This is a genomic window from Streptomyces albidicamelliae, assembly GCF_025642175.1.
In the GTDB taxonomy this organism is placed as follows: Bacteria; Actinomycetota; Actinomycetes; order Streptomycetales; family Streptomycetaceae; genus Streptomyces; species Streptomyces albidocamelliae.
Genome location: NZ_CP106795.1, coordinates 1454602 through 1469598, shown reverse-complemented (window position 1 = coordinate 1469598; position 14997 = coordinate 1454602). Strand labels below are relative to the sequence as shown.

Below are 14997 nucleotides of genomic sequence, written 5' to 3'. Positions count from 1 at the left end.
ACCGTGACCCGGGGCGGGTTGTCCACGGCTGGACTACAGCACGCACTCCGCCTCGTCGTAGCGCTCGGCGGGCACCGTCTTCAGGGACTCGACCGCTTCCGCGAGCGACACCATCACGATGTCCGTCCCGCGCAGCGCGGTCATCCGGCCGAACTCCCCGCGATGGACCGCCTCCACGGCGTGCCAGCCGAACCGGGTGGCGAGCACCCGGTCGTACGCCGTCGGCGTGCCGCCGCGCTGCACGTGCCCGAGGATCACCGGCCGCGCCTCCTTGCCCAGGCGGTGCTCCAGCTCGACCGACAGCTGCCGCGCGATCCCCGCGAAGCGCTCGTGGCCGTAGATGTCCTTGCCGCCCTCGTCGAACTCCATGGAGCCCGGCCGCGGCTTGGCGCCCTCGGCGGCGACCACGATGGCGAACCGCTTGCCCGCCTCGAACCGCTCACCGACCTTCTTCGTCAACTCGTCGATGTCGAAGGGCCGTTCCGGTACGACGATGGCGTGGGCGCCGGCCGCCATGCCGGAGTGCAGCGCGATCCAGCCGGTGTGGCGGCCCATGACCTCCACGATCAGCACGCGCTGGTGGGACTCGGCGGTCGTCTTCAGCCGGTCGAGGGCCTCCGTCGCCACGGTCACCGCGGTGTCGAAGCCGAAGGTGACGTCCGTGACGGCGATGTCGTTGTCGATCGTCTTCGGCACGCCCACGATGGGCAGGCCGTTGTCCGACAGCAGGCGGGCCGCCTTCAGCGTGCCCTCGCCGCCGATCGGGATGATCGCGTCGAGACCGAGCTCCCGGACATGCCCGCGGGCCCGCTCCACGCCGTCCCGCAGGTGCTCGGGACGGACCCGGGAGGAGCCGAGGATGGTGCCGCCGCGCGCCAGGATGCCGCCCACGGCGTCGAGGTCGAGCTTGAGGTAGTCGCACTCCAGGAGGCCCTTCCAGCCGTCCCGGAAACCGATGACCTCGTCGCCGTGGTCGGCGACGGCACGGTGCACGACGGACCGGATGACGGCATTCAGGCCGGGGCAGTCGCCGCCGGACGTGAGGACACCAATGCGCATAGCCCGATTTACCTTCTCAACGTGGGCCGGGAGACCGGACCACGTTGTCCGGCGGATTCCCGGCCACCCTACCGGCGGGACGGGGTGGCTCCGTAGCGGGCGTCCGCCTGCTGGACGCGCCTGCACATGTGAGCAGACGCGCCGTCAGCCGGGCCCGTCACGAAGCCTGCCGGAAGGTGCTGAAGGGTGCCTTCAGCACACGTGATCACACCGCGCGGGCCGCCGCGCGACCGTGCCTACGCGGGCTGCTGCGCGGCGGCGATGCGCTCGTTGCGCAGCGCCTCGTACCAGCGGTCGTCGATCGGCGGCAGCGCGTTGACGTCCAGCGCCAGCTTCAGCAGCAGGTCGGCGATCTGCGGGTTGCGGGCCAGCACCGGACCGTGCATGTAGGTGCCGAAGACCGTCCCGTTGTACGCGCCCTCCGTGCCGTCCCCGGTGCCGTTGCCCTTGCCGATGCGGGTGCGGGCGAACGGGCGGGCCGAGGCACCGAGCTGCGTGACGCCCTGGTGGTTCTCGAAGCCGGTCAGCGGGGGCAGCCCGAGCTGCGGGTCGATGTCCGCCAGCACGTCACCGACGCACCGCTCGCCCTCGCCGCGCACCGAGACCACGTCGAGCAGGCCGAGGCCCGGCTCGCGCTGTCCGAGGTCGTTGATGAACTCGTGGCCGAGGATCTGGTAGCCGGCGCAGACGGAGAACACGATCGCGCCGTTCTGCACCGCACGCTGGAGATGGCCGTCGCGGCGCAGCCGCTCGGCCGCGAGCCGCTGCGGACGGTCCTCGCCGCCGCCGATCAGGTAGATGTCGCCGGAGGTCGGGATCGGCTGGTCGCTGCGCACGTCGAGACGGGCCACGTCCAGACCGCGCTGCCGGGCCCGGCGCTCCACGACGAGGGCGTTGCCCTGGTCGCCGTAGGTGCTCAGCAGGTCCGGGTAGATCCACACCAGCCGCAGTTGGTTGTCGCTCATGAGTGATCGCCCTTCGAAGATCAGTTGCCGACGCGGCGGCGCAGGTCCTGGAACGCGGTGTAGTTCGCGATGACCTCGATCCGTCCGGGCGGGCACATCTGCACGGCCTGGTCGAGGTCGTCGCAGACCTGGAAGTGCTGGTTGGCCACTTCCAGGCGGACGGCGAGGTCCAGCTTCCGGTCGCCGATGACGAAGATCGGGTGGCCGGTCAGCCGGGTGTAGTCGACGTCCCACAGCCAGGAGGTGTCGGTGCCGTCGGCCCCGCGGGCGTTCACGGACAGGATGACCGGCGCGGGCGGCGGGTCGATCAGGGAGAACGTCTCCAGCCAGCCGGCCGGGTTCTTGGCCAGCAGCAGCCGCAGGTCGCGGTTCTGGAACTGGACGACGTCGTACCGGCCGGCCACGGCCTGCACCTGGTACATCCGCTCCAGGGCGACCTGCGGCGGCACCCCGAAGACGGCGGCGACGGCCGCGGAGCTGGCGGCGTTGGCCTTGTTGGCGCGGCCCGGCAGCTGGAGGTGGATCGGCCAGGCGGAGCCGTGCGGGTCCAGCACGTGGTCCCCGGACAGCGCCCAGGTCGGCGTCGGCCGGCGGAAGCCGCACTCGCCGCAGAACCAGTCGTCGCCGGGGCGCTGCATCACGCCGCCGCACGACGGGCAGGACCAGGCGTCGTCCTTCCACATCTGCCCGGCCGCGACCCAGATCACGTTCGGGGAGGAGGAGGCGGCCCACACCACCAGCGGGTCGTCGCAGTTGGCGACGATGACGGCCTTCGACCCGGCGAGACCCTCACGCCAGTTCTCCGCGAGCATGCGGGTCTCGGCCGCGCGGTCCAGCTGGTCGCGGGAGAGGTTCAGCAGGGCGATGCACTTGGGGCTGGTGTCCCGCGCCACGCCGGCCAGGTACTTCTCGTCGACCTCGATGACGCCGAACTTCGACTCCGAGCCGCCCGCGAGGGCGGAGGTGATGCCGGCCGGCATGTTGGCGCCGAGCGCGTTCGACACGACCGGGCCGGCGGCGCGCAGAGCCTCCGCGATGAGCCGGGTGGTGGTGGTCTTGCCGTTGGTGGCCGACACCAGGACGACGTCCAGGTTCTGGGCCAGCCGCCCGAGAAGGTCGGGGTCGAGCCTCAGTGCGACCCGGCCACCGATCACCGACCCGCTGCCCCGTCCCGCGGCGCGCGATGCCGCAGCGACCGCCTTGCCCGCGGTCACGGCCAGCTTGGCCCGCGGCGAGAGCGGGTCCGAGTTGCCTGCCATCAGTTCTCGATCCTCCTTGCGTACGCGCCGCGCCTCAGGCCATCCGGCAGCGTGGTGTGAACCTCAGCCTATCGAGATCCATTCGCACACCCGAATCCCGGCCCATGCCTCCGGCGGCGGGCTTGAGCTGAACGAACCGTACCCTTGCCGCCATGCGACACGGCACGATCCCGGGCGCCCACGGGCGCGTCCGGCCTCTTACCCTGCTCGGAGACGCGGTACTGCGCGAGCGGTGCCGGGAGGTCACCGACTTCGGCCCCGAACTGGCGGCGCTCGTGGAGGACCTGTTCGCCACGATGTACGCGGCGCGGGGGGTGGGGCTGGCCGCGAATCAGATCGGCGTCCCTTTGCGGGTGTTCGTCTACGACTGTCCCGACGACGAGGACGTGCGTCATCTGGGCCACGTGGTGAACCCCCGCCTGGTGGAGAAGGACGGCGTGGAGATCCGCGGCCCGGAGGGCTGTCTGTCCCTGCCAGGCCTGGAGGCGGGCACCGAACGGTACGACCACGCGGTGGTCGAGGGTCTCACGGTGACGGGGGAGCCGGTCACCGTGCACGGCACCGGCTTCTTCGCCCGGTGCCTGCAGCACGAGTACGACCACCTGGAGGGCGCGGTGTACGCCGATCACCTCATGGGCTGGCGGAAGCGCAGGCTGGCGCGGCAGGTCACCCGGGCCTCCTGGCACCGGTGAGGTGAGTCACCGGGCGGGCCCGGGGTCGGGTCCGTGCCCGGCTCGGGCGGGACGGCCCGTACCGGCTCCCGCCCGGCGGCGGGACGCCTCAGAAGCCCGGGCCGCCCACCTTGTCCCCGGCCGCCGCGAGCCGCCCCCACAGCAGATCGGCGAGGGAGCGCACCAACTCGGCGCGGGAACACGGCCGCTCGCCCAGCCACCAGTCGCCGGCCGCGTGCATCATCCCGACGATCCCGTGGCCCCACACCCGCGCGAGCTGCTGGCTGCCGGGTCCGAGGTCCACCCGCTCCTCGATGACCCGGGCCAGTTCCTCGCCCATGCGCCGCAGCAGCGGAGCGCTGTGCTTGCCGACGTCGAAGCCCTGGTCGCCGCCGGCGCTGCCCTCCGCCGGATGCATCAGAAACCGGTACACCTGCGGTCGTGCCTCGATCGCGGCGAGGTAGGTGTCCAGCGTGGACTCGACCCGCTCCCGCCGCTCGGCGGGGGCGTCCAGCGCCGCCCGCAGGGAGCCGAGCAGGGCGTCGGTGTGCCGCATGGCTAGCGCCGCGTAAAGTCCGCCCTTGTCGCCGAAGTGGCGGTAGAGAATGGGCTTCGTGATGCCCGCTTCCGCCGCGATCGCGTTCATCGACGCCTGCGGGCCGTCGCGCAGGACCACGCGGTCGGCGGCCTCCAGCAGCTCGCGCCGTCGGCGGTCCGCGGACCGCTGCTGGTCGGTCCGCTGTGTGGTGTCCATGTGCTCTCCCCACCCGTGCTGATTCGGTGACGCCAGCGCAAACTAACACTGACTGTGCCCCTGACATCGAACGGGATGCCGAGGCGTCATCGGCGGTTGACTTTTCCTACCCGTCGGTAACAGACTCGGGTTACCGCTAGTAACACGCACTGCCGCTGGAGGGGACATGGCCGAGTTCACCATGGAGCTCAACGACGAACAGAAGGAGGTCCGGGACTGGCTGCACGGCTTCGCCGCCGACGTCATCCGCCCCGCGGCCGCCGAATGGGACGAGCGTGAGGAGACTCCCTGGCCGGTCATCCAGGAGGCGGCGAAGGTAGGCATCTACTCCCTCGACTTCTACGCTCAGCAGTTCTTCGACCCCACCGGCCTCGGTATCCCGATGGCCATGGAGGAGCTGTTCTGGGGCGACGCGGGCATCGCCCTGTCCATTGTGGGCACGGGCCTCGCCGCGGTGGGCGTCCTCGCCAACGGAACCGAGGAACAGATCGGCACCTGGATCCCCCAGATGTACGGCGACCAGAACGACGTCAAGGTCGCCGCGTTCTGCTCCTCCGAGCCCGACGCCGGCTCCGACGTCGCCTCCATGCGCACGCGTGCCGTGTACGACGAGGCCAAGGACGAGTGGGTGATCAACGGCACGAAGACCTGGGCGACCAACGGCGGCATCGCCAACGTCCACGTCGTCGTCGCCGTGGTCGACCCGGAGCTGGGCTCCAAGGGCCACGCGTCCTTCATCGTCCCGCCGGGCACCCCGGGTCTCACCCAGGGCCAGAAGTTCAAGAAGCACGGCATCCGCGCCTCGCACACCGCCGAGGTCGTCCTGGACGGCGTCCGCGTCCCGGGCTCCTGCCTCCTCGGCGGCAAGGAGAAGCTGGACGAGCGCCTCGCCCGCGCCCGGGAGAAGGCGAAGGCGGGCGGGGAGCGGGTGAAGAACGCCGCGATGGCGACGTTCGAGGCCTCGCGGCCGGCCGTGGGCGCCATGGCCGTCGGCACCGCCCGGGCCGCGTACGAGGTGGCCCTCGAGTACGCCACGACCCGTGAGCAGTTCGGCCGGCCGATCATCGACAACCAGGGCGTCGCCTTCCAGCTGGCCGACATGCGGACGCAGATCGACGCCGCCCGGCTGCTCGTGTGGCGGGCCTCGTGGATGGCGGTCAACAACAGGCCGTTCACCGCCGCCGAGGGCTCCATGTCCAAGCTGTTCGCGAGCGAGACCGCGAAGAAGGTCACCGCGCAGGCGATCCAGATCCTGGGCGGCAACGGCTACACCCGTGAGTACCCGGTCGAGCGGATGCACCGGGACAGCGCGATCTACACGATCTTCGAGGGCACGAGCGAGATCCAGCGGCTCGTCATCGCCCGCACGCTGGCGGGCATGCCGATCCGGTAGACGCGACGCGAGGGGGCGGGTCCGCGAGGGGCCCGCCCCCCACGGCGTCACCGGTGCCTGAGCGGAGTCAGCTGCTGGATGTCGTACTTCCCGCGCAGCGCCTCGATGGCCTCCTGGTCCGGCGGGCCGCCGTCGCGCAGGATCTCCAGCAGCTCCTCGAAGTAGCGCTCGTGGTCCGGGGGCGGGCTCGCCTGGAAGAACATCTTCGCGGGCGTGTCCGTCGGGTTCGCGAACGCGTGGGGGCAGCCGGGCGGTACGACGATCACCGTGCCCGGGGTCGCGCGGACCACACGGCTGCCCGAACTCGACTCCCATCTCTGCCAGTTGTCGGGGGTTCGGATGCGCGGCTCGAAGGCGAGGACGTCCAGCTCGCCCTCCAGGATGTAGAACAGCTCCTCGCTGCGCGTGTGCACGTGGGCGCCGACGTCGAAGCCCGGCGGGACCTCCACCTCGAAGGTGGAGGCCATCCGCGAGTGCGTACCGGTGACCTTGAAGGTCACCCGCTGGGCGGCCGTCTCGACGACCCGGCCGTGGCCGGGCGGCACCAGCAGGCCCTCGGTCGGATCCGGCTCCCGGCCCGGCGGGTCCGCCTGGGCCGCGAGTCCTTCGGTCGTCGTCATCGTCCGCTCACCACGTCACGGGCAGGGCCTCGGGCCCACGGATCAACGCGCCCTTCTTGAAGGGCACCTGGTCCGGCGGGACGGCCAGCCGCAGGCCGGGCACCCGGTCCAGCAGGGCGTCGACCAGCAGCTCGGACTCCAGCCGGGCGAGCTGACCGCCCGGGCAGTAGTGCGGGCCGAAGCCGAAGGCCACGTGCGGGTTGGGGCTGCGGGAGAAGTCGATCGTCTCCGGGTCCGGGAAGACCTCCGGGTCGCGGTTGGCGGCCAGGTAGGAGACGTAGACGGGATCGCCCGCGCGGATCCGGACCCCGCTGATCTCCACGTCCTCAAGGGCGATCCGGGAAAGCCCGACCGCGTTGCGGTGCGGTATGTAGCGCAGCAGCTCGTCGATGGCCCGGGGGCGGATCTCCGGCTCGGCGCGCAGCCGTTCCGCGAGCTCGGGGCGGGACAGCAGCAGGTAGAACATCTGCCCGCTGTTGTTGGTGACCGCCTCGCCGCCGATCTGGAGCAGGACGGCGAGTCCGACGGCCTCCTCCAGGGTGACCTCCTCCCGGCCCACGGCGGCGCCGAGCAGGGAGGCCACGTCCTCGCCCGTACTGTTCTCCCGCAGGCCGACGAGGTCGGAGAAGTAGGCGCTCATCTCACGCTTGGCCTTCTCGCTGACCTCCTTGCCGTGCGCGGAGGACAGGATGAGCTGGGTCCAGGCGTGCATGTCGTGCCGGTCGCCGGCCGGGACACCCATCAGCTCGCAGATCACCGCGATCGGGAACGGGCTGAGCACCGACGCGGTGAGATCGGCGGGCGGGCCGTCCTGGAGGAGTTCGTCGACCAGTTCGTCCAGCATGCCGCGCGCCTTGTCGCGGATGCGCTCCACGCCCTTGGCCGTGCACGCGGCGGCGACCGAGCGGCGCAGCCGGGTGTGGTCGGGCGGGTCGAGGAAGCCGACCGCACCCCGGTCGGGGATGAAGTGCGGGGCCAGCCGGGTGACCGGTGCCTCCATGACCGCCTCCCGGCCGAACCGGGGGTCGTTGGCCACCGCGCGCACGTCCTCGTACCGGGTGACCAGCCACGCCCAGCCCTCGCCGTTGGGCAGCTGGATGCGGGTGACCGGGCCCTCCCGCATCAGCTCCGCCAGCACCGGGTCGAAGTCCGTCCCGGTCAGGTCGGCCACGGGCCACTGCCTGACCGGGGGCGGGCTCTCGGTGAGCGTGCTCTCCTCGGTCATCGCGAGTCCCCGTCGCCGCTGACCCAGCGGCCCACCGTCATCTCGGCGGTGATGCCCGGTCCGAAGCCGGCGAGCAGTCCGCGGGCCCGGTCCTCGGGACCGCCCTCCTCGAACAGCCGCCGCAGCGCGTCCAGTACGACGGCGCTGGCGATGTTGCCGTACTCGGTGAGCGTGGACCGGCTGAACCGGAAGGCGTGCGGGTCGACCTGCAGGAACGTGCTGAGGTCGTCGAGTATGCGAGGCCCGCCCGCGTGGATGATGTAGAAGTCCAGGTCGGACGCGTCCCAGCCGTGCGTGCCCGCCAGGTCCTTCAGCGCGGGGGCGAGCGGCTCCATGGTCGTCGGCACCCGCTTGTCCAGCAGGAAGTGGAAGCCGGTCGACCGGACGTCGTACGCGATCCAGTCCTCGGTCTTCGGGATGAGGTACGAGCCGTTGCGCTCCAGCCGGACGCCGGTGCCGCCGTTGCCGCGGACCACGGCGGCCGCGATGCCGTCGCCGAACAGGCCGTTGGACAGCAGTGAGCCGATGCCGAGGTCGGTGGGCTGGTAGCACAGCGAGCAGAACTCGCAGGCCACGATGAGCGCGTTGGCGTTCGGGTAGGCCGTGCAGAAGTCGTGCGCACGGTTGATCGCCGCGCCGCCGGCCGCGCAGCCCAGCTGGGCGATCGGGAGCTGTCGGGTGGTGCTGTCGAAGTCCATCTCGTTGATCAGCCACGCCGTGAGCGAGGGCATCATGAAGCCCGTGCACGAGACGTAGATGATCACGTCGATGTCGGTGGTGAGGAGCTCGGCGTCGTCGAGGGCCCGCTGGATCACCGCGGGGACCCGGGCCTTGGCCTCGGCCTCGTAGAGCTTGTTGCGGTCCTCGAAGCCCGGGTGCTTGAGGGTCTCCTCGATGGGCTGCACGATGTGCCGGGTCTTCACGCCCGTGTTCTCGATCAGCCGCAGTGCGAGTGGCAGTTGAGGGTGGTCCTGGTGGCGGGAGCGCGCCAGCTCCAGCGTCTCCTCCATCGTGATCACGTGCTCCGGGACCGACACCGAGGGTCTGCACAAAGTCGCCATGAACCGTCCCTGCTTTCCGCTTTCCGGAGGGCCTTCGCCCACCGGCCCAGAAGGTGGTTCACCTCAGGAGGTGCTGCACCCACCGTCACCCGGGAGGCCGATGACTTCGCGTTGGATTACTCCGAATCGGGGACGCGGGGTCGGGCCCGAAGGGCGACTTTCGCGGCCGGACGAGGGAAAACGCCGGGACCGCCGTTACGGCGAAGGGCCTGCTGGGGAAGGCCGTCACGGCACTCCCGCCCCGGCCGGGCGGCCGTGTCCGCGGCGCCGCGCGCCGAAGCCGGACGGGCAGCCCCGGAGGGGGCGCCGAGGAGCCGGGGAGGCGGTGGACGGTCCTGGCCGAGCGGAACCCCGCCGCGCCGGACCAGGTGATCGGGGGCGGCCCGCCGGCCCGGGCGATCAGGGGCGGCCCGCCGGCTCGGCCACCTCGGCGGCGGGCGGCCGAGGGAGGTACCGGGGAGAGGGGGACGGGGACCGGCGGGCGGGCCGCCGCAGAGCCGTCCGCCCCGGCCTTCGACGGACACGGCCGTCAACTGCGTTTGCTAGAAGCGTCGTTGACCGTGGATGACCGTAGCGCGTGCATCCGCCACGGCCGCACGGGCTACCTCACGGAGCCCCGCTGCTGTGGGCGATGCACGCCACGTCGATGCGGTCCGCGAGCTTCGCCAGCTCGATGGTCAGGGCGGCGACGGTGTCCTCGTCGAGCCCCTGTTCCCCCGCCTCGACGAGATGCAGCCAGCGTCCGCCGACGGTCCGCAACAACTTACTCACGTCGGCCGCGGCCACCTGCAAGGTACCGCGGTCGTCGACGATCAGAGGCAGGGTCACTTCGCGGTTCACAAAAGGGGATGGTAGCCGCGCACCCCTCACGCACCCTGCCAAACCGTGGTGATGTTGCAGAACTCCCGGATTCCGTGCCCGGACAGCTCACGCCCGTACCCCGAGCGCTTCACGCCGCCGAACGGGAACGCCGGGTGGGAGGCGGTCATGCCGTTCACGAACACGCCACCCGCCTCCAGATCCCGGGCGAACCGCTCCACCTCGTCCTCGTCCCGCGTCCACACGTTCGAACTGAGTCCGAACGGCGAGTCGTTGGCGATCAACACCGCCTCGTCCAGGTCGCCGGCCCGGTACAGCGTGGCGACCGGTCCGAACGCCTCCTCCCGGTGGATGCGCATCTCCCGCGTGATGCCCGCGAGCACGGTCGGCGGGTAGTACCAGCCGGGCCCGTCCGGCCGCTGCCCGCCGCACAGCACCTCGGCCCCGCTGCGCCGGGCGTCGTCGACCAGCTCCTCCAGGTCGGTGCGCCCCTGCTCGCTGGAGAGCGGACCGATCTCGGTCTCCTCCTCCAGCGGGTCGCCGATCCGGAGGGCCTCCATGCCCGCCACGAACCGCTCGGCGAAGGCGTCGTAGACGTCCGTGTGCACGATGAACCGCTTGGCGGCGATGCAGGACTGCCCGTTGTTCTGCACCCGCGCGGTCACCGCCACCTGGGCCGCCCGGTCCAGGTCGGCCGAGGGCATGACGACGAACGGGTCACTGCCGCCCAGCTCCAGCACGGTCTTCTTGATCATCTCACCCGAGGTGGAGGCGACGGCCCGGCCCGCGGGCTCGCTGCCCGTCAGGGTGGCCGCCTTCACCCGCTCGTCGCGCAGGATGTCGTCGACCGCGCCGGAGCCGACCAGCAGCGTCTGGAAGCAGCCCTCCTGGAAACCCGCACGGTGGAAGAGGTCCTCCAGGTACAGGGCCGTCTGGGGGACGTTCGAGGCGTGCTTGAGCAGGCCCACGTTGCCGGCCATCAGCGCGGGCGCGGCGAACCTGATCACCTGCCAGAGCGGGAAGTTCCAGGGCATCACGGCGAGGACCGGGCCGAGCGGGCGGTAGCGCACCCGCACCCGGGACGCGCCGGAGTCCCGGACGTCCGACTCGGCGGGCTCCTCGTCCGCCAGCAGCCGCTCGGCGTTCGCGGCGTACCAGCGCATCGCCTTGGCGCACTTCGCGGCCTCCGCGCGGGCCTGTTTGACCGGCTTGCCCATCTCCGTGGTCATGACGCGGCCGATCTCCTGCTGGTCCTCCTCCAGCAGATCGGCCGCCTTGTCCAGCAACCGGGCACGATCGGCGAACGCGGTCGTCCGGTAGGTGCGGAACGTGGCCTCGGCGAGCTGGAGCCGGCGTTCCAGCTCCTCCTCGCCCATGGCCTCGTACGTCTTGAGCGTCTCGCCGTTCGCCGGGTTGACCGTCGCGATGGGCATGGCTGACCTCCCTGGGAGCGGGCTTGTCTCGACCTTCGCGCGCGCCCGCGTGGAGCGCAACGCGTGAGCCGCTGTTCAGCCCGAGTGCTCCGCCAGTCGGTCGAGAAACGCGGCCTGCGCCGTGATGATCACCTCGCGGGCCCGGTCGAGGCCCAGCCATGCCACCCGGTCCAGCTCCGGGAACTCCTGGATCCGCCCGGACCGCGGGGGCCACTCCATGCGGAAGGTCCCGGGGTTGACCGACGCGGGGTCCAGGTCCGCCTCGATGGCCCAGGCCGTGACGATCTTGCCGTTGCTCTGCACGACCTCGCCGAGCGGTACGGCCTCCCCGTCCGGCGGCGCCAGCCCCAGCTCCTCCTGGAACTCCCGGCGGGCCGCCTCCCAGGCCGGCTCGTCCGGTTCGTACTCGCCCTTGGGCACGGTCCACGCGCCCGCGTCCTTCTTCGCGAAGAACGGGCCGCCCATGTGCCCCAGCAGCACCTCCTGTCCCTCGTCGGTGTGCCGGAACAACAGCAGACCCGCGCTGCGCTTCGTCGCACGCACCGTCACGGCTTGACCTCCGGGTGGGCCGCCAGCAGGGCCTCCACCGTATCGGCGTCCTCGGGGCGTTTGTCCTCGCGGTAGCGGACCACGCGCGCGAACCGCAGGGTGACGCCGGCCGGGTAGCGGGAGGAACGCTGGAGGCCGTCGTAGGCGATCTCCACGACGAGTTCGGGGCGGACCCGGACCACCCCGCCCTCGTCCCCCACCGCCAGCTCCCGCAGTCGCTCGGTCTGCCAGGCGAGGACGGCGTCGGTCATGCCCTTGAAGGTCTTGCCGAGCATGGCGAAGGTGCCGTCGGGGTTGCGTGCGCCCAGGTGCAGGTTGGACAGCTTGCCGGTACGGCGGCCGTGGCCCCACTCGGCGGCCAGCACCACCAGGTCGAGGGTGTGGACCGGCTTGACCTTGAGCCAGGAGGCGCCGCGCCGGCCCGCGCTGTAGGGCGCGTCGAGGGCCTTGACCACCACGCCCTCGTGGCCCCGCGCCAGGGTCTCGGCGAGGAACCGTTCCGCCTCCGCGATGTCCTCCGGCCCCGTGGCGACCGTGCGCCGTACCCGCATCGGCTCGGGCACCAGCTCGGCCAGTCGCGCGTGCCGTTCGGCGAACGGCAGGTCGAGCAGGTCGTGCCCGTCGACCGACAGCGCGTCGAAGAAGACGGGGGAGACCGGCACCTCGCCGGCGGCCTTCGCCACGTCCGTGCGGGACCCGACCCGGCCCGCCGTCTCCTGGAAGGAGCGGGGCCGGCCCTCGGCGTCGAAGGAGATCACCTCGCCGTCCAGGATGAACCGCTCGCCCCGCAACTCAAGGGCGGCGGACGTCACTTCGGGCAGCCGGGCGGTGATGTCGTCGAGCGTGCGGGTGTGGACGCGGACGGTTCCGCCGTCCCGGTGCACCTGGACCCGGATGCCGTCGAGCTTCTCCTCCACCACGCACGAGCCCAGCTTCTCCACCGCCTCCGCGACCGAGGACGCGCTGTGCGCGAGCATCGGCAGGACCGGCCGGCCGACGGTCAGCCGGAACCGGTCGAGAGCCCCGGGGCCCTCACCGAGCAGGGCCTGGGCCACCGGCTGGAGCGACCCGGCGAGCATCACCGCCCGCCGTACGTCCGCCGGATCCGCGCCGGTCGCCCTGGCGAGCCCCTCCGTCGCGACCGCGTCCAGGGCACCCTGCCGTACCTCCCCCGTGAGCAGGCCGAGCAGGAAGCGCTGCTCCTCCTCGGTGGCCGCGCCCATCAGCTCGCCGACGAGCCGGACCCGCTCCGCCTGCGAGCCGGGCCCGGACACCTTGCCCAGGCCGGTGAGGCGGGCGTCGACCTCCCGCACGGTCAGGGAGGGCTCGGCCGCCGGCGGGACCGGCCGGCCCAGCACCTTCCAGCCGACACCCAGCCGGCCCTGCGGCAGCCGCCCGGCCAGATAGGGGATGACGATCGGCACGTCGTCCGCCTCCGCCTCCCGGAACAGCTCCGCGAGCAGCGCGGTCTTGCGGGACCGGGCCGCGGTGGCGGCCACCTCCCGGGACACCTGGGCGAGCCGGGTCAGCAGCATGCAGTCATGGTGCACCGGGAACGCGGGCTCTACACCCGGGCGGCCCCGTCCAGGTCGGCGAAGAGCAGTTCCCCGTTGATCGCCGCTCCCGCCCGGTAGCCCCGGCCGGCCGCGTTCACCACCTGCTCGGCGAACCCGCTCGCGTTGCCCGCCGCCCACAGCCCCGGCACGGTCGTCAGACCCCGCTCGTCGATCACCGGGTAGGCGCCGAACGGCGTCTCGCGCAGCTGTGCGCCGAGGCGGACGAGCAAGTCGTTGCGGGGCACGGCGCGCGGGGCGGCGTAGAGCACCTCGCGCTCGTGGACCGTCCCGTCGGCGAGCCGGACCCCGGTGAGCCGGTCGTCGGCGACCACGAGTTCCCCGACCCGGCCCGGGACCAGGGTGACCCCGGCGGTGGCCAGCCGGCGCAGGTCCTCCGCCGCCAGCTCCGACTCGCTCAGCTCGTGCAGGAAGAGCCGCACGTCCTTGGACCACTGCGTGACCATGAGTGCCTGGTGCGCGCTGAGCGGGGAGGTCGCCAGTACTCCGGTCGGCAGGTCGCGCACTTCCCAGCCGTGGCAGTACGGGCAGTGCACCACGTCCCGGCCGAACCGCTCGGCCGGCCCCGGGACCGCCGGCAGCTCGTCCGCCAGGCCGGTGGCGATCACCAGCTGCCGGGCCCGTACGCTCCGGCCGCTCGCAAGTTCCACCGTGAAGCCCGCCGCGTCCCCGCGCGCGTCCACGGCCCGGTCCCGGACCAGCTCCACCCCGTACCGGGCGATCTCCGCCCGCCCCACCGCAAGGAACTCCGCCGGGGACATGCCGTCCCGGGTCAGATATCCCTGCAGGTGCGCGGACGGCGCGTTGCGCGGCTCGCCCGCGTCGACGACCAGGGTGCGGCGCATGGCCCGGCCCAGCACCAGCGCCGCGGACAGACCGGCCGCGCCGCCGCCGACGACCACGTCCCGGTTCTCGGTCATGGTGACCACCTCCGCGCCCGACGGTGGCCCGGGTACTGCCGGATTGACAAACTTCTTTGCCGAACCTGCAATACCGGTATGAGCACGGAGACGAGTACCGACGACGTCCTCGCGGAGGTGGGTCCGCGGCTGCGGCGGATCCGCAAGGAGCGGGAGGTGACCCTGGCGGCCCTGTCCGAGACCACCGGCATCTCCGTCAGCACGCTCTCGCGGCTGGAGTCCGGACTGCGCAGACCCAGCCTGGAACTGCTGCTGCCCATCGCACAGGCCCACCAGGTGCCGCTCGACGAGCTGGTCGGCGCGCCGCCGGTCGGCGACCCCCGGGTGCGGGCGAAGCCCATGGTGCGCCACGGCCGCACCTTCTGGCCGCTGACCCGGCAGCCCGGCGGCCTCCAGGCCTTCAAGGTCCTCGAACCGAAGCGGACCGCCGAACCGGAGCCGCGCAGCCACGAGGGCTACGAGTGGCTGTACGTGCTGTCCGGGCGGCTGCGGGTCGTCCTCGGCGAGCACGACGTGGTGCTGTCGGCGGGGGAGGCGGCCGAGTTCGACACGCGGGTGCCGCACTGGTTCGGATCCACCGGGGAGGGGCCCGTGGAGTTCCTCAGTCTGTTCGGGCCGCAGGGGGAGCGGATGCACGTCAGGGCGCGGCCGGCCCGCACGTGACGCGTCCTACTGTTCCCTGATCGGCAAGCGAC

The 14997-nt window shown here is 72.1% G+C and carries 15 protein-coding genes; 3 read left to right on the top strand and 12 right to left on the bottom strand.

The genetic code is table 11. The features are described from left to right. Positions 1-33: 33 nt before the first annotated feature. From N8I86_RS06850 to N8I86_RS06840, 3 genes are all read right to left on the bottom strand, one after another. Entirely contained in the window at positions 34-1059 is a 1026-nt protein-coding gene (locus N8I86_RS06850; protein WP_073895008.1) for a 6-phosphofructokinase, read from the bottom strand. A 236-nt stretch (positions 1060-1295) separates the two neighbouring features. After that, positions 1296-2024 carry a type 1 glutamine amidotransferase gene (locus N8I86_RS06845; RefSeq protein WP_073895005.1) on the bottom strand — a complete coding sequence of 243 codons (729 nt, stop codon included), beginning with the start codon at positions 2022-2024 and terminating at the stop codon, positions 1296-1298. A gap of 20 nt (positions 2025-2044) precedes the next feature. Then, positions 2045-3283, bottom strand: coding sequence for a MurT ligase domain-containing protein (locus N8I86_RS06840; RefSeq protein ID WP_073895003.1), 1239 nt, complete (start codon positions 3281-3283; stop codon positions 2045-2047). A gap of 152 nt (positions 3284-3435) precedes the next feature. Between N8I86_RS06840 and def the strand changes: the two genes are divergently transcribed. Then, positions 3436-3975 (top strand): peptide deformylase, encoded by a 540-nt coding sequence (gene def, locus N8I86_RS06835; protein ID WP_263277390.1) that lies wholly within the window; start codon positions 3436-3438, stop codon positions 3973-3975. 88 nt (positions 3976-4063) lie between these two features. Here def and N8I86_RS06830 read toward each other — a convergent pair whose 3' ends face one another. Further along, positions 4064-4708: a TetR/AcrR family transcriptional regulator gene (locus tag N8I86_RS06830; RefSeq protein ID WP_073895000.1), complete on the bottom strand. Its 645-nt coding sequence runs from the start codon at positions 4706-4708 to the stop codon at positions 4064-4066. A gap of 166 nt (positions 4709-4874) precedes the next feature. Between N8I86_RS06830 and N8I86_RS06825 the strand changes: the two genes are divergently transcribed. Continuing rightward, positions 4875-6101, top strand: coding sequence for an acyl-CoA dehydrogenase family protein (locus N8I86_RS06825; RefSeq protein WP_073894998.1), 1227 nt, complete (start codon positions 4875-4877; stop codon positions 6099-6101). A gap of 47 nt (positions 6102-6148) precedes the next feature. Here N8I86_RS06825 and N8I86_RS06820 read toward each other — a convergent pair whose 3' ends face one another. The 8 genes from N8I86_RS06820 to N8I86_RS06785 form a co-directional block, all read right to left on the bottom strand. Continuing rightward, entirely contained in the window at positions 6149-6721 is a 573-nt protein-coding gene (locus N8I86_RS06820; RefSeq protein ID WP_073894996.1) for a cupin domain-containing protein, read from the bottom strand. A gap of 7 nt (positions 6722-6728) precedes the next feature. Then, positions 6729-7946 carry a cytochrome P450 gene (locus N8I86_RS06815; protein WP_263277389.1) on the bottom strand — a complete coding sequence of 406 codons (1218 nt, stop codon included), beginning with the start codon at positions 7944-7946 and terminating at the stop codon, positions 6729-6731. After that, the gene (locus tag N8I86_RS06810) at positions 7943-9007 is read right to left on the bottom strand and encodes a type III polyketide synthase (protein WP_073894993.1); all 1065 of its coding nucleotides are present in this window, start codon (positions 9005-9007) and stop codon (positions 7943-7945) included. Before N8I86_RS06810 ends, N8I86_RS06815 begins: the two co-directional genes overlap by 4 nt. A gap of 606 nt (positions 9008-9613) precedes the next feature. Then, positions 9614-9847: a DUF6213 family protein gene (locus N8I86_RS06805; protein WP_073894992.1), complete on the bottom strand. Its 234-nt coding sequence runs from the start codon at positions 9845-9847 to the stop codon at positions 9614-9616. A gap of 26 nt (positions 9848-9873) precedes the next feature. Then, positions 9874-11259: an NADP-dependent succinic semialdehyde dehydrogenase gene (locus N8I86_RS06800; RefSeq protein ID WP_073894991.1), complete on the bottom strand. Its 1386-nt coding sequence runs from the start codon at positions 11257-11259 to the stop codon at positions 9874-9876. A gap of 75 nt (positions 11260-11334) precedes the next feature. After that, complete coding sequence (locus tag N8I86_RS06795) at positions 11335-11808, bottom strand: NUDIX hydrolase (RefSeq protein ID WP_073894988.1); 474 nt, start codon at positions 11806-11808, stop codon at positions 11335-11337. After that, on the bottom strand, positions 11805-13343 hold the full coding sequence (locus N8I86_RS06790; RefSeq protein WP_073894986.1) for an ATP-dependent DNA ligase: 1539 nt from the start codon (positions 13341-13343) through the stop codon (positions 11805-11807). The genes N8I86_RS06795 and N8I86_RS06790 overlap by 4 nt, the downstream gene beginning before the upstream one ends. Positions 13344-13372: 29 nt before the next feature. Further along, positions 13373-14302, bottom strand: a complete 930-nt coding sequence (locus N8I86_RS06785) for an NAD(P)/FAD-dependent oxidoreductase (RefSeq protein WP_263277388.1) — start codon at positions 14300-14302, stop codon at positions 13373-13375. A 78-nt stretch (positions 14303-14380) separates the two neighbouring features. Here N8I86_RS06785 and N8I86_RS06780 point away from each other — a divergent pair, with 78 nt between their 5' ends. Next, a complete protein-coding gene (locus tag N8I86_RS06780) occupies positions 14381-14965 on the top strand; it encodes a helix-turn-helix domain-containing protein (RefSeq protein WP_073894984.1) in 585 nt (194 codons plus the stop codon). Positions 14966-14997: the final 32 nt, after the last annotated feature.